This window comes from Victivallis sp. Marseille-Q1083, assembly GCF_903645315.1.
Lineage (GTDB): Bacteria > Verrucomicrobiota > Lentisphaeria > Victivallales > Victivallaceae > UMGS1518.
Genome location: NZ_CAHJXL010000001.1, coordinates 450,468 through 474,119, shown reverse-complemented (window position 1 = coordinate 474,119; position 23,652 = coordinate 450,468). Strand labels below are relative to the sequence as shown.

At 50.9% G+C, this 23,652-nt stretch carries 20 protein-coding genes; 18 read left to right on the top strand and 2 right to left on the bottom strand.

Annotated features, from left to right (window positions below; genetic code table 11):
- Positions 1–67: 67 nt before the first annotated feature.
- The 4 genes from HWX74_RS01825 to HWX74_RS01810 all read left to right on the top strand — a co-directional run bounded on the left by HWX74_RS01825 (position 68) and on the right by HWX74_RS01810 (position 5,384).
- Entirely contained in the window at positions 68–1,279 is a 1,212-nt protein-coding gene (locus tag HWX74_RS01825) for a hypothetical protein (RefSeq protein WP_176011907.1), read from the top strand.
- Between the two features lie 170 nt (positions 1,280–1,449).
- Positions 1,450–2,937 (top strand): O-antigen ligase, encoded by a 1,488-nt coding sequence (locus HWX74_RS01820; protein ID WP_176011906.1) that lies wholly within the window; start codon positions 1,450–1,452, stop codon positions 2,935–2,937.
- A gap of 18 nt (positions 2,938–2,955) precedes the next feature.
- Positions 2,956–3,858, top strand: coding sequence for a hypothetical protein (locus HWX74_RS01815; protein WP_176011905.1), 903 nt, complete (start codon positions 2,956–2,958; stop codon positions 3,856–3,858).
- On the top strand, positions 3,855–5,384 hold the full coding sequence (locus tag HWX74_RS01810; RefSeq protein WP_176011904.1) for a hypothetical protein: 1,530 nt from the start codon (positions 3,855–3,857) through the stop codon (positions 5,382–5,384). The genes HWX74_RS01815 and HWX74_RS01810 overlap by 4 nt, the downstream gene beginning before the upstream one ends.
- Before the next feature lie 598 nt (positions 5,385–5,982).
- Here HWX74_RS01810 and HWX74_RS01805 read toward each other — a convergent pair.
- Positions 5,983–7,263 carry a transposase gene (locus tag HWX74_RS01805; RefSeq protein WP_176011903.1) on the bottom strand — a complete coding sequence of 427 codons (1,281 nt, stop codon included), beginning with the start codon at positions 7,261–7,263 and terminating at the stop codon, positions 5,983–5,985.
- 166 nt (positions 7,264–7,429) lie between these two features.
- Here HWX74_RS01805 and HWX74_RS01800 point away from each other — a divergent pair, with 166 nt between their 5' ends.
- From HWX74_RS01800 to HWX74_RS01745, 13 genes are all read left to right on the top strand, one after another.
- Positions 7,430–8,836: a hypothetical protein gene (locus tag HWX74_RS01800; RefSeq protein ID WP_176011902.1), complete on the top strand. Its 1,407-nt coding sequence runs from the start codon at positions 7,430–7,432 to the stop codon at positions 8,834–8,836.
- Between the two features lie 12 nt (positions 8,837–8,848).
- Entirely contained in the window at positions 8,849–10,510 is a 1,662-nt protein-coding gene (locus HWX74_RS01795; RefSeq protein WP_176011901.1) for a type II secretion system protein GspD, read from the top strand.
- 20 nt (positions 10,511–10,530) lie between these two features.
- The gene (locus HWX74_RS01790; protein WP_176011900.1) at positions 10,531–10,989 is read left to right on the top strand and encodes a hypothetical protein; all 459 of its coding nucleotides are present in this window, start codon (positions 10,531–10,533) and stop codon (positions 10,987–10,989) included.
- 322 nt (positions 10,990–11,311) lie between these two features.
- On the top strand, positions 11,312–12,766 hold the full coding sequence (locus HWX74_RS01785; protein WP_176011899.1) for a radical SAM protein: 1,455 nt from the start codon (positions 11,312–11,314) through the stop codon (positions 12,764–12,766).
- Between the two features lie 58 nt (positions 12,767–12,824).
- Complete coding sequence (locus tag HWX74_RS20405; protein WP_303048080.1) at positions 12,825–12,947, top strand: hypothetical protein; 123 nt, start codon at positions 12,825–12,827, stop codon at positions 12,945–12,947.
- Between the two features lie 102 nt (positions 12,948–13,049).
- A complete protein-coding gene (locus tag HWX74_RS01780) occupies positions 13,050–14,099 on the top strand; it encodes an IS110 family transposase (RefSeq protein WP_176011898.1) in 1,050 nt (349 codons plus the stop codon).
- A gap of 648 nt (positions 14,100–14,747) precedes the next feature.
- A complete protein-coding gene (locus HWX74_RS01775) occupies positions 14,748–15,647 on the top strand; it encodes a hypothetical protein (RefSeq protein ID WP_176011897.1) in 900 nt (299 codons plus the stop codon).
- A gap of 429 nt (positions 15,648–16,076) precedes the next feature.
- Positions 16,077–16,595 (top strand): hypothetical protein, encoded by a 519-nt coding sequence (locus tag HWX74_RS01770; protein ID WP_176011896.1) that lies wholly within the window; start codon positions 16,077–16,079, stop codon positions 16,593–16,595.
- Positions 16,596–16,636: 41 nt separating this feature from the next.
- Complete coding sequence (locus HWX74_RS01765) at positions 16,637–17,515, top strand: hypothetical protein (protein ID WP_176011895.1); 879 nt, start codon at positions 16,637–16,639, stop codon at positions 17,513–17,515.
- A gap of 41 nt (positions 17,516–17,556) precedes the next feature.
- Complete coding sequence (locus HWX74_RS01760; protein WP_176011894.1) at positions 17,557–18,006, top strand: hypothetical protein; 450 nt, start codon at positions 17,557–17,559, stop codon at positions 18,004–18,006.
- A gap of 184 nt (positions 18,007–18,190) precedes the next feature.
- Complete coding sequence (locus HWX74_RS01755) at positions 18,191–18,958, top strand: prepilin-type N-terminal cleavage/methylation domain-containing protein (RefSeq protein WP_176011893.1); 768 nt, start codon at positions 18,191–18,193, stop codon at positions 18,956–18,958.
- 43 nt (positions 18,959–19,001) lie between these two features.
- Positions 19,002–19,748, top strand: a complete 747-nt coding sequence (locus HWX74_RS01750; protein WP_176011892.1) for a type II secretion system protein — start codon at positions 19,002–19,004, stop codon at positions 19,746–19,748.
- Positions 19,749–19,807: 59 nt separating this feature from the next.
- Positions 19,808–21,283 (top strand): alpha/beta hydrolase fold domain-containing protein, encoded by a 1,476-nt coding sequence (locus HWX74_RS01745; RefSeq protein WP_176011891.1) that lies wholly within the window; start codon positions 19,808–19,810, stop codon positions 21,281–21,283.
- Between the two features lie 290 nt (positions 21,284–21,573).
- Here HWX74_RS01745 and HWX74_RS01740 read toward each other — a convergent pair whose 3' ends face one another.
- On the bottom strand, positions 21,574–22,854 hold the full coding sequence (locus HWX74_RS01740; RefSeq protein WP_176011890.1) for a transposase: 1,281 nt from the start codon (positions 22,852–22,854) through the stop codon (positions 21,574–21,576).
- A 253-nt stretch (positions 22,855–23,107) separates the two neighbouring features.
- Between HWX74_RS01740 and HWX74_RS01735 the strand changes: the two genes are divergently transcribed.
- Entirely contained in the window at positions 23,108–23,596 is a 489-nt protein-coding gene (locus HWX74_RS01735; RefSeq protein ID WP_176011889.1) for a hypothetical protein, read from the top strand.
- The last annotated feature ends 56 nt before the right edge of the window (positions 23,597–23,652 follow it).

Genomic DNA, 23,652 nt, shown 5'->3' with positions numbered 1-23,652 from the left:
TTTTGTATTCCGAATTGATTTTTCAACCGGTTCATTCCACATTATGCACAGGAAAGGAGTCGTGCCGATGTGGAGGATGTGGTTTGCCGTTTGGTGGTTGTCCGGGATCGCCGTCTGGGCGCTGGAGGCGGAATTGCGGCTGTCGCCCGGCCCGGCCGGCGTGGATATCGCCCAGGTGTCGTCCGATTTGATGTTGCTGCCGGCGGCGGAAAAAGTGTTGCCCGGCCAGTTGGTGTATGTCTATGTCGCCCTGCAGGGAGAGGCGCCGCCCGCCGGGACCGCCCGATGGGAGGGGCGGTTGCAGCGGCTGGCTGCCGACGGCGCCGCGGCGGTGTTGCCGGCGGCGGAATTCCGCGCGGCGGCCGGGGGTGGGATGCTGCAACCGGCCCCGGATTGCCGGTCGTTGCAATTGCTGGGGGTTTATACGGTACCGGCTGGCAGCACTCCGGGCACGGTGATCACATTGCAGGCCACGGTCCGGGAGGTGACGCCGGAAGGAGTGGACGAGGAACCGGCAGAAGTCTGGACGAGCCGGCCGGCCGCGCTGACGGTGGAGGCTTTGCCGCCGGTCAGCCGGCAGCCGGAAGGGGCTGCCGCACCGGATAACCGCTTTGCGATGAGTTTCTATTACCTGATGCCGGAGCCGGGTGCGTTGATTTCGCTCTATTTCGATTTCCTGCGAACGTTTCCAACCGCCGGGGCGCCGGATGACCGGAAGATTGTCGTGTTGAGCTGGTTTTATCAGGCGTTCAAGTTGAACCCGCAATTGTGGCCGGCGCTGGTCGACGCCGTGCTGGAAGAATCCGGCCAGACGGCGCGTGATGTGACGACTGCGCTGCTGCTGCAGCTGGAAGCGCCACCGGAAATCCTGGCGCCGCTCGGCGATTTTGCCCGGTTTTACGGTGACCGGTGGGAGGCGGGGTATTTCGAAACGGCGCAGGTGATTGCCCCGATGCAGTTGGATTTTCTCTGGACGGAGTTCACCGTGACCGGCCGATGCCGGCCGATTGAAAAAATTGCCGGCGCGCTGGCTTTGATGGAGGACGGCATGTCGCCGGAAGCCTTTGCCGCGCTGGAACAGCCGACCCCGGAGGACCGGCGGAAACTGGTGCGTTATCTGATCGCCTCGGCGGCGGAATGGTCGCTGGGGCGGCAGGCGGCGCAGCATGAGTTGGTCCGGCGTTATTGCGGGCGTCTGGCGGCGGATGAAACGGTGCCGGAACCGGTCCGGAAAAAGTTGCGGCGGATATTGGCGACGGTGGAAACGCCGAAAGAGTGAATGAAAGACTGGAAAAGCGAATTTTTTGATCGCTATTTTTGCCGTGAAAACTTTTTTCAGCCGTAAATGGATTTGCAAATCGATCGCTGCAATTTTATATTCAGTTCGATGGCGGTTGGCCGGAGAAACGCGCGGGGGAACATTTCAGCCATATTGACAGGGGCGTTGCGATGTATCATTTTTTGGGGAATGAACGGCTGCAGTTGTGGTTTTATTCGCCGAATGTCTGTGCCGCCTTTCTGGCGATGACGATTCTGCTGGCGGTCGGAATTTTTCTCTGGCTGCCGCGGCGGCATTGGCGCGAGTTCATCCCGGCCGGCTTGCTGGCCGTATTCATCGTGGGGTTGGAGCTGCTGCTGGCCAAAACTTATTCCCGCGGCGGTTTCGTCGCGTTGCTGGCCGGTTTCGTTGCCGCCTGGCTGTTGTTGCGGCGGCGGGCGACGGTGGTTTTCGGCTTGACGGCGGTTGCGATGGTCCTGTTGGTGTCGAACGGCGTCGACCGGGTGCGTTCGATGGCGGAAGTGTCGGACGGTTCGATTGCCAACCGCTTCCGGCTCTGGCGCGGCGCCGCCGGCATCATCGAACGGCACTGGCTGGCCGGCGTCAACGCGCCGGGCGAGCTCTATCGCGCCTGGTATCTGCCGTTGTCGATCGATGAACATTACCGGACGATGATCAACGATTATTTGACGCTGGGAGCCAATTACGGCATCTGGGCGGTGTTCCTCTATCTGGCCTGCTTTGCGCTGCCGTTCTGGCTCGGACTTCGCTTCTATGGCCGGAAAGGCGGCGCGCCGGCGCTGTTTGCCGGCGCTTTCGGCGCGCTGGTTGCCTATTTCGTCAGTGCTTCGTTCAGCACGATGTACGAACACGATGAGCTGTTCTGGTTCGCTCTTGCGCTGCTGGTGCCGTCGGCCGGCTGGCTTCTGTTCATGATCCGCCGGCGGCGGTCGGCCGAATGGTTCGATGCGGTCGTTCCGCTGGGAGGTGCGTTGCTGGTGTGTCTGGCGCTGCTGGTCTGGGGCTGGCGGGTGAATCGCACTCTGCCGGCGGAGCTCGACATTGTCTCCGTCAATCAAATCGAGGAGGAATCCTACCGGGTCTGGCGGGCGGTTCCGCCGCAGCACCACGGCCGGCAGATTGTGTATTTGTTCGAAAATGGTTTGTCGTCGGAATCCGGTGAAGTGATCTGGTCGACGGTGCGGCCGTTTCTGGCGCGGAACGAAGTGATCACCGTGGCGCAGACCGACGGCGGCTTCGGCGGGCTGGCGCATGCCGAACAGGTGTTGGCCGGCGCGTTGGCGGAGCATCCGGATTGGCCGCTGGTGTTGTTCGGGCAGGGCGCGGCCGGCAAACAGGCGATCATTGCGGCGGCGAAGAACGGTTCGCCGCAGATCAACGGAGTGGTGGTGCTGGATGCGCCGGCCAGTTGGCCGTTTGAAGGGCTTTCGGCGCTGGAATTCGTCGACCGCTGTCCCGGCCGGCTGCTGCTTTTGTACGCGGCTGACGACGACGCCGCAACGGTACCGGAAGAGGTCGACATCCTGGCCGCTCCGCGGCTTCAACGCGGTTTGCCGGTCGAGCGGCGACGGCTGCCGGAAGCCGGACTTATTGCGGAAATCGAACGGTTTGCGGCAGCGGTGACGGCCGAAAAATAAAACGGAATGGACAGGAAGATGGAAAGACGGCGAAAAATCCGGAATTGGTTGCGTCAGCACCTCGACTGGCTGCTGGCCGCGCTGGCCTGCGTATCGTTGGCGCTGGCCTGGCTCCTGCATACGATGCCGGCGGTGCGCTATCGGTCATTGAAACCGGTTGCCGGGATGACCGAAGCCGGTATTTATTACATCTCCTGGACGGCGAAGCCGCGCGGTGTGCTGGTGGTGGCGGGCGGCTACAACGATACCAGCGGCGGGCTGATCCGGCTGCCGCAGTGGCAGGAGTGGGCCGAACGCAATCAACTGGCGCTGGTCGAACTCGCCTTCGCTTCGGAAGAAAAGGATTTGTCGAACGGCAAGGGATATTACTATGTCGTCAACGGTTCCGGCACGGTGTTGCTGCAGGCGATTGCCGATTTGTGGGGTGACGGGCCGCTGCCGATTGTGATCTTCGGTTTTTCCGGCGGCGCGCATTTTAGTTCCCGGCTGTCTCAATGGTGTCCGGAGCGGGTCGCCGGCTGGGCGGCTTATTCCGCCGGCTGGTGGGATGAACCGCAGCCGGACCGTAATTTGCCGCCGGGCATGGTGATTTGCGGTGACGCCGATCCGCGTTTCCAGGCTTCTTCGCAGTATTTTCTCGACGGGCGGCGCTGCGGTTATCGGTGGCTGTGGGTCGGCCTGGAAAATGGCGATCATTGTCTCGATCATGTCGTCATTCCTTTCGTGATCGATTATTTCGACCGGATTTTGAAGGGGCGTCCCGGCGAGGGCGTCTGGATTGACCTGGAAACCCGTCAACGTGAAGTGCCGGCCGGAACTTTGGCGGCGGTCTGGCTGCCGGACCGCCGGCTGCTGGAACCCTGGCGGCGGCTCAGCCAGGTCGAGCCGGCCGGCGGGGAAAAGGACGGGGAGGGGTTATGAATTTGTCGGCAAAGAAAATTTGGGGATCGGGTCTGGTTCTGCTGCTGGCGGCAGCCGGGATTGCGGCGTGGTGGTGGCAGGCCCGGCAGATCTTCGACTGGCAGGAGATGGTGTTGGAGAAGGAACATCACGGACAGACCGTTTTTTTACAGCGCGGCAGTTTTACGATGCGCGTCAATCTGCCGTTGAACCGGGACACGACGGTCAGTTACGTCATTCCGGTCGATCGGGAGGGCAAACCGCTGCCGTCGGCATCGAATCTGATTTTTTACGCGCCGTTCAACGGGGATTGGGGGCATCTGTTTTTTGAAAATGCCAAATGGCTGGAAAATCTCTGGCTGGAACAGGGCTATTCGGTTTTCTCGCTGCTGGCCAGGACGAATCTGAAAGTGACCGATGATGTGACGCGGTATTATATTTATCCGGAGTGCGGCTGGTACGAGGTCATCTGGCGGATTCAGGATGAGCTGGTGCGGAAGTACGGACTGGAAAAACGGCCGCTGCTGGTGGTCGGCGAATCCGCCGGCGGCAGCCTGGGGCAGCAGATGGCCGTCACCGAACCGGATCGGGTCGATGCGGCGGCCTGGTGCGGCGGCACCCGTTACCGGCTGGAGGCCGGACCGGGCCGCGGCGCGCTGTTGGCGTTGAGCACCTGGGGCTGTCCGGGGAGCGAGGCTTCCGATGCAATGGGTACGGCGCTTCGGCAGCAGGGCCGCCAGGTGCTGCGGGCGCTGACGCCGCCCGATCTGGGACCGGGCGTCATCAGCCATCACTCCACCGGTCGCCGGGCGTACGAGCTGATCTGTTCTTTCATCCGCGGCGTGGTTGCCTTGCGTGACGCCAACGGCGGGGTGCTGCCGGCGGTGGCGCATTGGCCGGTACGCCGCCAGATCGACGGCCAAACCTGTTGGTTGCCGTCGGAAGAGTTTGCGGCGCAATGGGACGGGTTGCCCCGGGAGGTGACCGATGCGGTGTGCGGCGGTAAAACGCCGGAAGCCGGCTGGGTGGCTTATCCGGCTTCGCCGGAGGCGGATCGTCTGGCGTTGCTGGTATTTTCCGCCGAATTTCCGGATCCCGCCGTTTTTATGGACGGGTTGGCGGAGCTGGCGGCCCGGAAGGTTGTGCCGGTTGTCGTGGCGGCCGACGAGGAGAAGTTGACGGCGGAGAATTTTTTGCCGGAAATGCTGGAAAAAATTTTGCAGGAGGAACGATGGCGCGATTTGCCGTTGATCGTGATCGGCATGGATTTGACCGGCCAGCGGACGGCAATTGCCGCTTTGAACAACGGCAGCGACCGGATCCGCCGGATTGTTCTGCTGGATACCGACTACGAATCGCCCTTTCCGCAATGGTCCATTCAAGCCTTTCGGGCGCAAAGCGATATTCCGCTGCTGATGTTGTGTTCGACCTCTGCCTTGCCGGAGCAGCCGGATCCCTGTACGGCCTGGGAATATCTCGAACCGGAAAAGAATGCCGGCTTCGGCCAACTGTGGCGGCAGGCGGTCCGGCGGGCGGTGGCGGAGTGAAATTTTTCTGCGGGAAAAAAATGCGAAAGGCTTGACAGCGCCGGTTTCCCATGGTATTTTTAGTTTTAAGAGAGTAATTATGTTTTGCTGAAGAGGAGAGGCAAAATGTCTTTTGGCGTGTCCGCATTTTCCAGGTTCGGCGTATTGTCGGCTGCCGTTTTCGCGGCCTGGCGGCATCGTTGCCGCCGAAGCGATGGAAATGCTGAAATGGCGCGGCGGGCCGTTGCGGCGGCGATTTCCGAAGACTTGCTTGGTTGCCCTTCCTGTTTTATCGTCCCATGATAATTTTTGTTCCGGTCCGTCGGGCCGGGCGGCTGCATTGTTGCCGAAAGCCGGAAACGGTTTCTGAAATTTGCGGAGCGGAGGAGTTTTGCCGTCCGGAGTGAAGCGGCCGGCAATTTAGTAGAACCAATGAGTTCTGCGAAATAGAGGAAAAGTGAACAGGAAGCAGTTTGAGCCACCGGCAAAAGCTTTGAAAACAAGCAAACAGTACGAGTTGGTGCAGAATTGGGTAAAAAATCGCTGAAAAAAGGCGTGAAGAATTAAGGCGGATGTGAATTCGCCGGGGTTGATTGAAAAATTTGAGATTATCGCGAAGCTATGCGGCGTCAGCAAACGATTTGTAACAGCGGATTTTGTCCGGCTGTTCGAGAATGAATGCGGCGGCGACGGCGGTGAGCGCGAGCGTCAGATGTGCAATGCTCATCTGGTTGCGGATGGCTCGGTAATTGAAATGCGTGGTCTGTTCGACCTCGCGCGAGCCGAGGCGCGAGAAATAGCGTTCGACGCCGGTACGTTTGGTATAAGTCTCTTTGTACCATGCGCTTTGGCGCGGGACCTGGGCGCGTGCATCATCGGTAACGTCGATGTAAGCGGTACAGCCATAGCGGCTGCCGGTACAGAATCGTTGATGATTGCAAGGGCATTGGCCAGGTAATTCGTCTTTTTCCGGTCGCGTTCCGGCGATGATCGGACAGCGGAATTTCTTGCGGGTGCGGCCTTCGCTCTTGGTGATGCATGAATATTTCATTTCGAGTCCGCCGGGACAGATGGGACAGCCTTTTTCGCCGAGAAGTTTGGCCGCTTGCTGGTTGCGCGGATTGATTGGGATGCATGCTTGGCCTTTGATTTCGTCCTTGATAAAGTCGTAGAATTGGCGGTGGTCATAGGCGGAATCGGCGATAAAAACTCGGCCTTTCTTCTGTCCGTAGACCCGTTTGAGTTTGCGTAAGAGCGAGTGCGCAATCTGTTCGTCGGAGATGTTGTTCGGCTTGGGGATTTCGACCAGCGGAACGCCTTCTTCGGAGACCAATACGTGCGTCCGGAAGCCCCAGAAAAAGCTGAATTGCTTGCCCGTGCCGAATGGCTGTTTCAAGTAAGAATAATAGCCGAGAGTCGCTTTGGGATTGCGGGGGATTTTATCCTCTTTATCCAATGAGCGACTCGGATTTTTGGGATTGTTGTGCTTGGTATTGGCCATGACCGGTTTGGAATCGACGATCAGGACGTCAAGCGAAACCACGCCGCCGCCGATCAGCGACTGAACCGCCGCATGATGAATCGCCTGGATTTCGGAGTTTTTTGTCTTGCTCAGGAATGTATAAAAACGGGACGAGTCCGGCAGCGAATCATACTGGAAACCGATCATTTCGCAGATCACCGGATTCCGTTGCAGATTGCGCAAGAGCTCCGGAATGCTTTTGATTTCCTCCGCGTGCTTGTAAACGTATGCTTTGAGGTAAGCCAAATCTCCATAGCCGATACGACCAGGACCTTTCTTCTTAGCGACACTAGTATGAGATTCTTCCAGCGCAAGAAACAGGCTCTCGTATTTGGAGTTGGCGTACCCGCGATAATCGCAGAATAAAGATAGTTGCATTGGTTTTTATTCCTCCTTCTGGAGTTATGATTTTGATTGCTAGAAGATTACAATATAATTTCAGTTGGAGGATTTTTCAAATTTCAATGCATTGTAAATAGTTAAAAATAAATAATTTAATGTATTTCGCAGAATGCACTAGTAGAACCAACTTATGGAGGAGATTATGAGGATCAAAACATGGATGGGACAGGCGTGCGCCTTGCTGCTGGCCGCCTTCGTCCTGCACGGCGAGGAGCCGGGAACCCAGAAATTGCGTTTTGTTCAAGACGACGCGCAGGATTATATGGTTTCCAAGATTTATGTGCTCAAGTACGTGCAGGCGAACGATATCACCCCCTGGGTGATGAGTATTGTCAAACGCTACAATATGAATTCGGTGGTCAACTGTATCGAATACGGCAACAACAACGAACAGATTCTGACCGTCACCTGTCCGGTCGGCATGATGCCGTATGTCGATGATTTCATCGCCAAGGTCGACCGCAATATCGAAGTCGACGGCAAAGTACCCGGCGACGTCATCAAAGGCACCGGCATCACCCGGGCGGTCTACCGGCCGAAATACCGTTCCGGACAGGATTTGATCAATATTATCGTCAACGCTTTCATCAACGAAGGTCCTTACGGTTCGGTTTACGGTTACGATCAGAATTCGAACCAGATCTACTGGAAGGACAACACGACGAATACCGAGTTCATGTATCAGTTCCTCGGCTGGCTGGACCGGCCGGCGCCGCAGATCAACCTGGTCTTCAATGTTTACGAAGTGCGTGAAAGCACGCTGCGGGACATGGGGATCGAATATCTGGCCTGGAAAAATGGACCGGGGCTGAATCTCTTTCAGGTCGGCTGGGATGTGTTCAGCATTTCGTCTGGCGGTTCCGCGGCGATACAGGCGGCCTCCGGACCGCTCGGCGGTTTCTTTTTTGCGCCGCAGTTCGACGCCAGCTTCATCCGGATTCTGCAGCAGGACGGCAAGGCGGACATCAAGAACACCGCCAGTTTGACGGTGTCGAATTCCGACAGCAAAACCTATGAGCTGCTGTTCAATCCGCAGTTGCAGAATATCGTCAAGAGCAACAACGACCAGACCAGTGTCGTTCTCAGTGCGATTTCCCAGCAGCAGGGCCTCAGCCAGATTTATCTGAAAGTGATCAAGCCGATCGTCTGCCTGCACAGCGGGCCGCAGTTGGATTTTGAAATTCCCAACTACCGGCCGGGCCAGTACGCGGCCATCCCCGGCACGCTTTATTTCGGTTACGACGTGCAGACCGCCAACGTCGTGGAGCGCAACAATTACGGCGCTGAACTGATCGAGACCAGCCAGATCCAGGGCAATTCCAATATTGAACTGAATAAGGAAAAAGTGCTGGCCGCCTGGGACAAGGAGGACGAAACCGAGCAGACCATCGGGGTGCCGTTCCTTTCCGACATTCCGATTCTGAAATATCTGTTCAGCACGACGACCACCAGCAGAGAGAAAACCCACGTTTATCTGACCGTCACGGCGGAAATGCTCAACACCGGGATCCAGAGCGAGGAAATCGGTCGTTTGCAGAAGCTGAAATAAGGAGTTGCAGTCATGAAATATCCAGTTATCGTTTCCCTGTTTTCGTGCCTGACGCTCTGCCAGGCGGCCGAAATTCCCGGCGTGCCGCGGGATTCCAATTTCAACAACACCGGCGGTTACGACAGCACCCGGGTGGAAGCCCAGTTGCTGGTGCCGGTCAAGGAGGACACCAGGGTCGTCCATTTCATCCGCGACAACAACGATCCGCGGGTGGTGACCAAGACCTACCTGCTGAAGCATGTCGATGCTTACGAATTCCGCGATTACCTGCGCCAGATGGTGCAGGCCAAACGGGTCGGCAACACCAGCATGCAGCAGATTTATCCGGGCAATACGGCGACGATGCCGTATACCGCGACGGTCAGCAGCGCCGAACTGACGACGCCGGCGACCGCCCAGCCGGGCTATAATCCGGAACTCCAGCTTGGCAGCAATACGGCGGTGGAATGTTTGAAATACGTCGACGGTACCGGACTGTTGATCATCAGCGCGGAGGAGTACCGGTTCAAGGACCACGACGGCGGCATGGGTTTCGACTCGCTGGTCGAATTTCTCGACAAACCGCAGATGGGCGCCAATTACGGTACGCAGACATTTTTCTACATTCCGAAGTTTGTGCCGGCGCGCAATTTGATGCCGCTGATTGAAAACGTCGGCATGAACATCACCGACGTCACCGAGATCTGGCAGGGCCAGGACCTGGTCGCCTATGATCCGCTGCTGAACTGGCTGGTGTTCGACGTGACGAATTATTCGCAGTACAACATCGCCAAAATGCTCGCCGAATATGACGTGCCGATTCCGCAGGTCAAGCTGAAAATTACCGTTTATGAAATTTACAGCGAGAACGACGACAAGATCGGCCTCGATTTCCAGGCCTGGAAGAACAACCAGGGGGTCGATCTCTTTTCGGTCGGCGGCCGTTACCGCGACAACTGGTCGGCAGTCTATGGCGGAGCGATGGGCCAGACCGGTTCGGAACGGACCAGTTTCTACAACTTCAATCCGAAGTGGAATACCCGTTATATCGACTTCCTGACCAGCAAAGGCAACGCGAAGGTGACCTACTCCGGTGAATTGTGCATCCGCAACAACACCCCGGCGGCGCTGGAACGGAAAACCCAGGTGTTCTATATGGATGTTTCCCAGCCGGCGCCGGATGCCCGGACCGATCCCGATCTGGGGGTGGGGCCGTACGAGATCCTGTCGTCGCTGGTCGGCAAGGACATCAATCCGAACGACGTCCCGGTCGGCAAAGGCAACCAGCAGATCGTCGAAAAATTCGACGGCTTCGGTTTTTCGCTGAAAATTGAAAATGCTTCGGTCAACCTCGACGAAACCAATTTCACCGTCGCGTTGAGCAATTCCAGCCTGATCGGCTTCGAATCGAATGGCAAACCGCGCATTTCCAGCAACAGCGTCGTCACCCAGACGGTCAGTCTGCCGCACGGTAAGAACAGTTTCGTCATCGGCGGCCTGAAAAAACAGGAGACGGTGAAATCGTCCGGCGGTTTGCCGTGGCTGAAAGACATTCCGTACCTCGGTTATCTCTTTTCAACCGAATCGACTTCGATCAAGCATTCGGAATTGGTGGTGGTCGGGGAGTGTGAATGGGATGCCGTCCCGGACAAGCCGGAGCAGCCGGCCAAGAGCAAGTCCATTACCAAACCGTGATAAGGGAGGAATCGTTTGAAATGAAATTCGGAATTTTGATTGCGGCATTGGTGGCGGCCGGCGGCCTTTGTGGCTGCCGCGCCATCGACTGTGAAGCACCGGAAAAGCCGGCGGAAGCGGCGGCGGCGGCAATTCCGGCCGACGCCAGGGAGATCAAAGTGGGCGATACACTGTTGAAAGCCATCCAGGAAAATAATTATAAGTTGTTTGCCTCGGTCCTGCGCGGCGAATTGGCCGGCGAGATGACCGAAAAGGATTTCGACACCTCCCGTGAAACGATTACGAAGCAGTTCGGCGAGCTTAAAGAATTCAAGTTCCTCACCGCGCTGAAAACACCGACGGTCAAGAATTTGATCTGGCAGGTGACATTCGAACGGGTCGGCACCCAGGAACAGGAGATCGAGCAGGATTTGCTGTTCCGTCTGGTTGCCGGCACGGTCGACAACCAGGTGGAAGTGCTCAGCTTCGGCTTCCTGTAATAACTGCCTGTCTTGCCGCTGTAATTCAAAGGTCAACGGTTCGCCGGTTGGCCTTTTTTTTATGGTCAAAAAATTGCATGGACTGCGAAGTTTTGCCATTCTCTGAAATTTTTTGATATTTTAATTTTTTTTAAAAAAATTACCAGAAGTATTGACTTTTTGGTATAAGTTTGCTATACTTTTATTTATAAATAAATAATTTATGGGAGTTGTTAGAAAATAGAGAATAATGGCTTGGAATGCATGATAGTATCCTTGTCTGAGTGATTTTTTTTGAAAAATGGAAATCCTTTTCAAATATTTTTAGGGGATAAAAGTTATAATGTCTGCCATATTGAGGATACCTGAGAAATATAAAACGATTTGTGGGTCTGTTACTCAAGAAAATTTCCCTCCACCTTACCATGTGTTCAAAGTCTTGGAACAATATTTTGTTTTCGATACGACAGCTTGTCGTTTTTACCGTATTGATGAAGTAACATATCAACTTTTGCTTCTTTCTTCTTCTGTTTCGCTGGATATCGCTGTTGAACAATTAAGTAAGGAAAATTTATTTCCTGTTGACGAAATTTATAATGCGGCTGCTGAAATTGCCCTTCTAGCTGAACATGGGTTGTTTGAACAAACAAATTATTCTCTGCAAGATGATTGTTTGGATAAAATATTAGATAGGTATTTTTCCGTAGGTACTTCGGAGTTTCTATTAGGTTTGACAGATACTTGTAATTTAGCATGTTCCTATTGCTATTGCAATACGTCCCGAGATGCAGACATGCCTTTCGAAGGATTCATGACTGAAGAGATCGCCTGTCGTGCGATCAAGTGGCTCTTCCAGATAAATACAGAAAATGAAGTTAGAATTTGTTTTTTTGGAGGAGAACCATTTCTTAATAAAACAGTACTACGTTCCGCGATTGAATACAGCGAACAGTTGGCGAAAGAGTATGATAAAGCAGTCCGATTCAGCACGACAAGTAATGTTACATTGGTCGATGAGGAATTTGCGACGTATTTGACTGAGCATAAGGTAAAAGTACTGGTTAGTTTTGATGGACCACAACACATTCACGATGGCCAATGTCTAACCAAAGATGGGCGTGGATCATATGCAATGGCTTCTAGGGGGGCAAAACATATTATTCAACATCAGGAGCATACAACTGCACGAGCGACAATGGTACACCCGGTCCCTAATATCAAAGAATTGATTGTATTTTTCAAAGAGTTCGGGTTTTCAGATTGTTTCTTAGGTCCAGCTTCTAATCCGATTTTTCACCCCACGCCGAGTGATTTTACCGACGAAGATTATAGAGATTTTGCTACTCAGAATGAAGAGTTGATCCCATCGATGCTGGAAGATATTGCGGCAGGAAAAGCGTTGTTTTATGATCCATACCGTTTTGATAGAGGGATAGATAATTTGGTTCCCAGTATTTTCCCGGTAAAATGTGGAGCGGCAAAAGGATGTTTGTATATTTCTCCGCGGGGAGATCTGTATCCTTGTCATCATTTTTGTGGTATGAAAAACTGGCGTTTGGGGAATATTAACGATTTGCCTAGTCTAAATATATATAAAGATTTTTGGAAAAAGTATCGGAAAGCTATCAAAAATTGTGAGAAATGTTGGGCTGCAGCGATTTGTCAAGGGCCTTGTCCGGCTGATATTATGATGAAGGATGGGGATTTCTATCAAAACGGTAGTCATTGTGATAGTCAAAAAGATACGATAGAACATCGCGTATATTTTTGGGCTTGGAAATCGGACTCTCAAGCGTAGTGTAAAAATACTAATTCGAGACCGTACTTTTTTGACGGCTAAACAAAGGAAAAAAGAAATGCAAGACAACAATCAAAAAATACCGACGAACGATATTAAAGAAAATGGAATATCCCGTCGTGCTTTTATTAGTAAAACAGTTGCTATGGTAAAAAGGAATGAGGTAGCGGTTATGAAATGAAAGAGGCTGATTCTCAAAGATGTGATACTGTAAAATAAGACATCGGCTCTGACGGACAGAGTCATGCAGACAGTTAAAACATCACAAAAGGAGACATCAGCCATGAGAAAATGTAGCACGGTATCGTTCGAAGGTCAAGTGATATTTGTCGGAATTGATGTGCACAAGGAAAGTTGGGTGGTGAATTTGCGGCATTGCCACCGTGAACTGGACAAGTTCAGCATGAATCCGAGCCCTGAGATGTTGGCGAAGTATCTGAAGATGAACTATCCGGGCGCCGAGTACCGGAGCGTTTACGAGGCAGGATTCAGCGGATTCTGGGCGCACCGGCGATTGTGTGAGCTCGGGATTGAGAATATCGTAATCAACCCGGCGGACGTGCCGACCAGCGGCAAGGAGCGCGACCGCAAGAACGATGCGGTGGACAGCCGAAAATTGGCGCGGGAACTGGAGAACCGGACATTGGAAGGGATCTATATTCCGCCTGAAGATAATTTGGAATTGAGAAACCTGGTCAGACGTGAAACGAAACTGACCGGCAATATAACCAGGGTCAAAAACCGGATCAAAGGACACCTGAATTTCATGGGGTTGAAGTTTGGAAGTTGGTCTGGAAGTTCTTTGAAAATGATGTATGCGGACGCGGCAAAGCGTTACGATTATGCCTTGCAGAGCATGTTGCGGGAACTGCGTTTTCTCAGAGAAGAGAAACTGCATGTGATCCGCGATGAACGGCGGTGTCTGAAGCGTTTGAAGCGCGACAAAGTACAGAAGCATCTACAGAGTATACCTGGCGTCGGGTTTCATACGGCGGTGATGCTGCAGGCCGAATTGTGGGACTTGCTGCGCTTTGAAGACAAGGATTCGCTGAGCTCGTATGTGGGATTCGCACCGAGGTTGGTCGGCAGCGGCGAACACGAGGCCGTCAAATCCGCCGGGAATCGCAAGAAAAAGCAACTGCATGCCATCCTGATCCAGTCGGCGTGGAGGTCGGTGTCGTACAATCTGGAGATTCGGGCCAGATATGGAGCCTTGCTTCATAAGGGGGCCAGTCCACAACGGGCTATTTCGATCATCGGCAAGAAATTGCTCTATGCGCTTCGGGCCGTGTGGCTCCAGGAACGTGATTACATGGTATCCGCAAGTGAATAAGATTTAAGTAGTTTCGGAGATTCTGTTTGCTGTGACTGTGAAATTCGGTTCTTTTTAGCACGTCGTTCGTTTGCTCCTTGATCCGAGGGGATCATGTAAAACAGTTTGCGAGTGCTATTTCAGAGTGGAACAGCAAAATGCGAAACCTTGAATTCATTCAAGAGTTGTCGTCAATAATAGTGTCCGATTTTTGCCCGAACCGCAACCAGAAGATAATCTTTAATTGGAAGACTGTAAAAATATTTACAGATGGAAGTCCTCTGCCCTTTGAGGCGGAGTTTCGCAAATAACAACAAATAACAGGAAAAATACAAACAAAGAAAGAGTCAGTCTCTTGACTTTTTCATAATAGGAGCATTGGTTGGTGTGGGAGTTTTGAGCCATTTTTGGTTGCTGGGGAACAGTAAGGGGGAGAAGGTGGAAAATAGCAGTGAAATTGTGCCACGAAGAGGTGATTGCTCTAAATGTGATGATCCCACTCACTGTGAGGTTTGTCATACATGCCAAGTTTGTCATACTTGTCAGAAATGTAATAATTGCCATACATGTCAGAATTGCTATACTTGTCAAAAAGCGGATGAATAGACTGCAAATGAATTCTCGAATAAGTTTGAAAAATCAAAGAAGATTACGAAGGAGGAGGAAAATATGAATGTCTATCTCCAAAAGTTGTTTGTCTTTTTTGTGCTGATTGCGGGCTGCGGAGTGGTGCAGGGCTTTTCGCAGCAGGAGATCAGGGATTTGCTGTTGACGGCCAGGGAGAGCAGTCGGCAAAGAACTTTTCAGGCCGAAGAAGTCAGGAAATCGGACAATTGCCGGTTGATTCATTATCAGATGCGTTCGCCGGACGGCAATACCGTGTTGAAACGGCGTGACTTATTTCGGGCGAATCGCCTGATGGAGAGCAAGCTGTTCAATGAAGCGGGATGGTTCCTGATCATCGATGACGTGGCCGGCAAAGATGAATATGCCAATTTTGACTGGGGACCGGGGAGCGTGATTGAGCCGGAAAAATTGTCGATGGCGAAATTGTCGATGACTGAAAGTAATTATCATGGCATTCCCTGCCGCCAAGTGACGGTTAAATTTTCAACCGACGATGATGCAATTGTGAAATTGACCGGCAACTCGATTCAGTTTGTTCGTGAAAATCGGGATCGCATGCTGAATAATGTTGGCTTCCGCGAAGTTTACCTGATCGGAGAGGCGGATGATTTCATCTATTCCACCAGAATTTTCAATGGGAAAGGAATGGAAATTTACGACCTGAATCTTACGAAGGTGCAACTGGATGTCGCTTTGAATCCGGAGTTGTTTCAAATTTCACCGGACGCCAGGCAGGCAACTTTCTCGACCGAGGAAGAGATGAAAGCCGTCTTTGGACAACCGGCTCCTTCGCCGCTGTCCCGTCTCGGCGGCTGGTTGTCATCGCTCTGGCCGAGGGATATTACAACACTTTCCGGCTGGTTGCTGACGGTGGGGATTTTAGCCCTGGCGGCGGCGGGATGGTGGCGGCATCACCGTCGGAAATCCGCAACGAAAATCTAAACCGGCTTTTGTCGTCACTTTGGAATTGCCGAAAGAGGGTTTGCTTGAATGCCGTCCTGATGTTTTTAGTAAAAAATCATCATCGGGTATTGACTTTTTTGTGAAAATTTGCTATACTGAATTATAAAAAATTAATAGGGGTATTGGTTATTGAATATTTTATGGCGAGAATGGATATACGGTTTATTTTTTTAACTAGAAGGGAGGGGGGTAGTTTATAATAGGTGTAGAAGTTGTTTTATGATTTTTGATATCACGTGAAATTAGGAGACGTAAAAATGAGTTAAATAGAGAATTGAAAAATTATTAAACCTTTAGAGTCGCAAATAATGTGGGATGTTGACCGTTGAAAAATTTGAACTCAAAATATCATGTATTTTGCGATCGTTTTAAAGATATTTTAAGTTCATTGTAGCCCTAGAAGAATACATGGTATTAAAAGTTCTCGGTAATAATAGAAAGGCAAAGGAAAATATGATGTCGAGAATTCTTGTTGTCGCTGGTATTATTGGCATGATGTTTTATTCGTGGTCTGCATTTGGAATCATTGTTACTGTGACAGAAACAGAAATCTATACTATTGCAAGCGACAGTAACAGTCGAACGGCTCGATGTGGAGATGAGGCCATATCAGACATTATTTATTTACGAGTAGGTGTAAATGCAGATGCAGCCAGTGATTTAGGTTTGCCATCTGGTACAACAGGATATGTGCAGAGATTTTTATTAGATACTTTAGGGTTCTCTTCACCACCACATGATGGGTCAGGAAATGGCTATTCTCGTCGAGAAGCGCATTTGTATCTGAGGAGAAAGTGTACTTATCGTCGAGACAAAGATAGTACAACAGGAGCAATTGTTTCCCAATCTTTGATTGATAGTAAATATTATATAGATTATACACATCCTCGGTACTCGGAATCGTGTACTTCTCATGCTGGGATATAATTAAGCACTCTATAGTTATAATTTTTATATAGAGAATAACAATGAGAAAAATAGTAGTATTTTTGATTGGTCTATTATTTTGTGCGATAGCTTGTGCCGATGAGCTGCCGGAGAAGGAAATTTTGATTGAGGCGCTGCAGTTTGGTAAAAAAATCAGCTATGCGGCGGGGGTGGAATATTCGGAACCGGCTGGCCGGAGAGTAAAGGGGAAATTTGCTTATCTGGTCAACCGCGACGGTTCCGTATGCCGCCGATTGGATTTGGACTCCGGCGAGACTTATCTGCAGAATGATACCGGCCAATACGGTATCACCCCGGCGGTTGTCGCCCGCATCGATGAGGCTTCGCCGTTGTGGTATTGGGATTCCCTGTATCTGGAAGTGCCGGCCAAAGAAATTGAGGGAAGTTCCTTTTCGGTGCGGGAGGCTGATTATTGCCAGAAACCATGTTATGAAGTGACGATGACGTTGCCGGAGGCGATTTTTCTCTCTTCCGTTACCGGCTATCCGGCCAATCGGCTCAGTGACCCCAAAGACGCTTTTTTCTCGCGCTATGCCTATACCAGAACTTTTCTGATCGACCGGGATTCCAAACAGATTTATGCCCGGAAGCACTACAATTCCCGCGGCGAATTGATCTTCAACCGGGAAATCGGTTCGATTGAAAACCGGGAAAAGCCGGACAGCAAATTATTTGAAACACCGGAAAAGATTACCGCCCATGTGTTGTTTTTCCGCAACTTTCAAGAGTTGGTCGAGCAACATTCTGCCGCGGCTTCTTCCGGTTCCCGTTCAACCGGTGGATTGCCCGGTCGGAATTGGATGAATTGGCTGTTGAATTATGGCATGTGGTTTGCCTTCGGTGTGGCTGTCGTGGCGGCTGCCGGTGTTGTTTTCTTGAAGTATCGGAAACAGCGATAATAACAGATGGAGAAAGTATAAAGCTCTTTTAGGAGACGGCGATGAAAGTACCGGTAAAAATTTCAGTTACGGTTTTTGCACTGATTGTTTTGACTGTTCTATTGGTGATACTTTGGGGGCCGTCAAAACATTCTTCCCGCGGCGTGGATGAAGGGCATGATGAGTCCATAATAGAGAAAAATGATTATCTTGCGGAAAAAATTGTAGGAAAAAGTGACCCTGGAGTCCCTCAAATTTTGATAATTCACGATTCCGGGAAAGAAAGTGCGGTGGAATTCTGCAAAGCGATGGAAAATATCTCAATTGGTGACGATGACGGCCGCATCATGTTTCATTCGACCGGCCAGAAGGGAGAAACCACATTTTATTCTTTTACGATCGAGGATTTCAACGGCATTCAACAAATTACCGATTTCCCTTATTCCGGCGAAGCGGCCGTCACCGTGGTTCGCCGGGCGGACTGGTTTTTGCATATCAGTTTGTCAAAATGAATGATATAATAATGAATTGTATTGAGTTATTATGTGATACTATTTTAATTAAAGTAAAAAGTACTATATAGATGTGGATTCTGTTAGGGTAACAGACTGTTTTTAATTCCATAAATTTTATAATGATTTACTTATTGATTAGTTTGAGATTAATATTATGTTATTAAACAGTTGGGAGGGGAAGGTGAGACAGAAGTTCACATTACTGGAATTGCTCGTAGTCATTTCCATTATTGCAATTTTATCGGGATTGCTGTTGCCGGCGTTGTGGCGGGCAAAGTTGGCAGCCCAGAATGTTCGTTGCATTAATAACTTAAAACAGATGATCACCGTTGCCATTCTCTATCAGAGTGATAATGATGACTGGTGCCTGACGCCGACCGGTTGGCGATGGGAAAAACGGGAACCGTATTGGTGGGAAGTGTTAATTGACGATTACGGTTGCTCGGCGGAAATTTTCTGTTGTCCGCTGGCGCTGAATGATGCGGATGACCGTGAAACATTGTTGCACGGTGTCGGGCCGGATTGGCTGGCGCAGGGCAGTTATGGGATGAATAAGACAACCTTCGGCAACTTGGGTGGCTATATGGAGAAAAATCGCGACCCGTGGGACAAGCCCAGCAAGGCCAGTGTGGTCTACGGCATGGGAAACAGTTCGAATTTGATCTATCTTGGCGATTCGGTGACCTATGAAGAGGGCCGTGCGGCCGGGTTGCCGTGGTTTCATCCGATTTATCTGTCAGCGGATGATGGCGTGTTTCCGGATCATTTGAAAGAGGACGGCAGTTATCCGGTTTATTTACGGCATGGTCAGCAGGCCAATGTCGCCATGCTGGACGGACATGCTGCGGCACTTGAGTTGCCGGAGTTGTTGAAAACGGAAGTTTACTGGTCGCCGTTGCTGAATGAGCGTGGGCAGCTCTATTGGTATACGAAAATTGGAGAACATTGAGTCGTAATCCGGTAACTGTAATGAACGAGAAAGAGTGGGAAATATGAAAAGAACATTCACGATGGTGGAACTGTTGTTAGCGGTTGCGATTCTGGCCGTACTGGCCGGATTGTTGTTGGGAATTATGGGGCGTTCGCAGCAATCGGCCGGCGGAACACAGTGTCTGGCTTATTTGAAGAAGATGGTTGAGGCCGTAACTCTTTATCAGGGCGATTACAACAACTGGTGTTTAACGCCTACCGGTTGGCGCGACGGTAACCGGGAACCGGTCTGGTGGGCAGTACTGATCGATAATTACGGTGTAACGCCGGAAACTTTTTGCTGTCCACTTGCCCTTAATTCGACCGGTAGCCGCGATGTGCTGTTGAATGGAACCGCTCCAGAATGGCAACCGGTCGGTAGTTATGGGATGAACAAAACGACCTTTGGCAACTTGGGTAATTATTGTGAGCAGAAGGATCCATGGAGTAGGCCACACAAGGCTGCCGAGATCCTCAAGTATGGTACCGCAGCCAAATTAGTTTATCTCGGCGATTCAGTGACGGCCGAGACCGGTTTGAAGGCCAAGTTGCCTTGGTTCAGTCCGTTTTTCCTGGCCGGCGATCATGGCGTATTTCCGGGACAGGTACGCAATAACGGCAGTTATCCGATCAGTGCCCGTCATGACGGACAGGCTGGCGTTGCGATGTTCGATGGGCATGCTGAATCGGTTGAGGGGATGGATTTGCTGCGCATGGATGTTTACTGGTCTCCGTTGCTGGATGAAAAGGGAAATCTTTATCTATATTGAAGCAGAATATGCTCCGGTTTAGCAGCATTTTGCTTAATTATGGTAGGGAATAATCATCAATGGGAAAACAAGAAGGAAGGCGCTGGACGTTCGTTGTGGTTCTGGTCATAATAATGATTGGAATTGCAATGGTTTGGTGCTGGCGGAGCGAACCGTGGAAATGGGCTCGTCGTGAACAGCGGGAGGTCCGGCTGATCAGCGGCCGGCCGTTTTTGGTCGGTGAATTCCAGGTACGGATAGGATTCCCGGAAACACCGACCACTCAGGTAAGTTATGTGATTCCGGTTGACGGGGAGGGAAGACCGCTTCCAGCTGCTTCCAATATGGTGTTCTATGCTCCGTTTAACGGTGAGGATGGTAGTACCTTTTTGGCCAATCGTGGTTGGTTGGGGGCATTTTGGTTTGAAAATAACTGCACGGTTTTCAGTATGTTCGTCAAGATTAATCCTCAGGGCTTTCGACATTCCTATGGCAATTATCTGGGCGGAGAATGGTTTGAAGTCGTTTGTGCGGTTCAGGATCATCTTTGTACTGAATTCGAAATTGAAAAACGGCCTTTCTTTGTCGTCGGGGAATCTGCCGGCGGCAATCTGGCCGGCCAGATGGCGACGGCGATGCCGGAGCGGATTGCTGCTGCAGCGTGGTGCGGCGCGACTAATTTGGCGAAACCGGCGAAACCGAACCGGTCCAAACTGTTGGCGTTGAACACTTGGGGGTGTCCGGGCATGATTCCTACGCTGGAGGCTGTCCGGTGGCAGCGGGAGGTCGGTGGTGAGGTGTGGCATGGAATCACACCACCGCATTTCCGGGAATTGCGGAATTATCATGCTCCGGGTGAAATCGCCTATCTGTTGATTCAACAATTCATCATCGACGCGATGCGCAGCCGCGAGATGGGAGTGGAGTTTCCTTCGCCGGAATTTCTGATGCTTTGGCAGACCTTACCGCAGACGGTGACCGATGGTTGGCTGCAGCCGAAAGGAGGCGTCTCGGATGAATTGCTGGTCTATCCGCCATTGCCAGATGCCAATAGAGTGATCCTTCTGGCCGGTGGAATGGATCATATTGGCTTCGGCTCCCGTATGGATGGCTTGCTTCGGCTGGCTGAAGCAGGGGCGATTCCAATTTCTTTGCCGGTAGATGAACATTATCTGGAGCATCCAGAACAAATGGAGTTGCAGTTAAAGCAAGTATTGGAACGACCGGAATGGGCAGCTTTACCGATTTATGTGGCTGGGAGTGGCATGGCAGGGCAACTGGCTGCCTTAGCAGTGCTCCGCCAGCCAGATCAGCGCATCAAACGGATTATCACGTTGGATGCCGAATTTGACAGCCCGTTTCCGCACTTGTCGCTGGCGGCGGCTTGGAAGAACGATTTGATTCCGCTGCATATGATGTTTTCGCATAATTGGCCGGATTTACCGGAAGGGATAACTTCAACCGTATTTGCCATGGATGAAAAATACGATGGAGATGATATTTGGAATGCGTTTATTGCTGAAGTTGCTAGAGAGGAGACCAGTTCCGATAAGTAATAGTTTTCCTGAGATGTTTTAACCGTGATTTGGGGGTGTAAAAAGTTTGTGTCGTTTGTCTTGTGGATATATTGCGATAACTGTCGGGTTGCAGAATGAGAATATGAATTCAGCGAAATAGAGGAAAAGTGAACAGGAAGCAGTTTGAGCCACCGGCAAAAGCTTTGAAAACAAGCAAACAGTACGAGTTGGTGCAGAATTGGGTAAAAAATCGCTGAAAAAAGGCGTGAAGAATTAAGGCGGATGTGAATTCGCCGGGGTTGATTGAAAAATTTGAGATTATCGCGAAGCTATGCGGCGTCAGCAAACGATTTGTAACAGCGGATTTTGTCCGGCTGTTCGAGAATGAATGCGGCGGCGACGGCGGTGAGCGCGAGCGTCAGATGTGCAATGCTCATCTGGTTGCGGATGGCTCGGTAATTGAAATGCGTGGTCTGTTCGACCTCGCGCGAGCCGAGGCGCGAGAAATAGCGTTCGACGCCGGTACGTTTGGTATAAGTCTCTTTGTACCATGCGCTTTGGCGCGGGACCTGGGCGCGTGCATCATCGGTAACGTCGATGTAAGCGGTACAGCCATAGCGGCTGCCGGTACAGAATCGTTGATGATTGCAAGGGCATTGGCCAGGTAATTCGGCTTTTTCCGGGCGCGTTCCGGCGATGATCGGACAGCGGAATTTCTTGCGGGTGCGGCCTTCGCTCTTGGTGATGCATGAATATTTCATTTCGAGTCCGCCGGGACAGATGGGACAGCCTTTTTCGCCGAGAAGTTTGGCCGCTTGCTGGTTGCGCGGATTGATTGGGATGCATGCTTGGCCTTTGATTTCGTCCTTGATAAAGTCGTAGAATTGGCGGTGGTCATAGGCGGAATCGGCGATAAAAACTCGGCCTTTCTTCTGTCCGTAGACCCGTTTGAGTTTGCGTAAGAGCGAGTGCGCAATCTGTTCGTCGGAGATGTTGGTCGGCTTGGTGATTTCGACCAGCGGAACGCCTTCTTCGGAGACCAATACGTGCGTCCGGAAGCCCCAGAAAAAGCTGAATTGCTTGCCCGTGCCGAATGGCTGTTTCAAGTAAGAATAATAGCCGAGAGTCGCTTTGGGATTGCGGGGGATTTTATCCTCTTTATCCAATGAGCGACTCGGATTTTTGGGATTGTTGTGCTTGGTATTGGCCATGACCGGTTTGGAATCGACGATCAGGACGTCAAGCGAAACCACGCCGCCGCCGATCAGCGACTGAACCGCCGCATGATGAATCGCCTGGATTTCGGAGTTTTTTGTCTTGCTCAGGAATGTATAAAAACGGGACGAGTCCGGCAGCGAATCATACTGGAAACCGATCATTTCGCAGATCACCGGATTCCGTTGCAGATTGCGCAAGAGCTCCGGAATGCTTTTGATTTCCTCCGCGTGCTTGTAAACGTATGCTTTGAGGTAAGCCAAATCTCCATAGCCGATACGACCAGGACCTTTCTTCTTAGCGACACTAGTATGAGATTCTTCCAGCGCAAGAAACAGGCTCTCGTATTTGGAGTTGGCGTACCCGCGATAATCGCAGAATAAAGATAGTTGCATTGGTTTTTATTCCTCCTTCTGGAGTTATGATTTTGATTGCTAGAAGATTACAATATAATTTCAGTTGGAGGATTTTTCAAATTTCAATGCATTGTAAATAGTTAAAAATAAATAATTTAATGTATTTCGCAGAATGCACATTGTTCTAGTGAAATCAGGAGAAAAATATAAGTAGATGGCTTAAGAGGATATAATCAAAATAAAGTGTTAGTTTGATATGTTGATAAATTTGTAAATCGCAAGGAATATGTTTATGAAAATAAAGAATTATATATTACTTATATTGCTGTTCTTGGGGGTGGATACCAAAGCTTATTTTGTATCACAACAAGGAATTCCTCAGACTGTTACTACTCAGACATGTTCACCAGTTAAGGCATTGTGTGGGCAGGAGTCTCAGACAGAAATAAGATATTTTCAATTTGATACGATTGATTCAGATATCGGGTCTCAATTGGGTTTTTTCCAAAATGGAACAAATTGGACAAAAACCTATAGCGCAAATATTACCGCGCCTGGATTAACGATTAGTCCTCATAATGGAACGGGGAATGGATATAACAGTGCAAAAGCCGCTTATGTGGTTATGGGCACTTCTGAGTATAAACAAGAATATCGTATCAGTCCGGCAACTGGAATGGTAGAGAAGTTTGGTCCATTAATATTTGTGAGGACAATTTATAGTATTCATTTTCAACCTCTGCCTTCAAGTTATAGCCCTTGTACTAATCATACAGAGTAACTCATATAAAATAAAAAAATATTTAAGAATCGCTAATATAGTGCAAGGGTTATGAT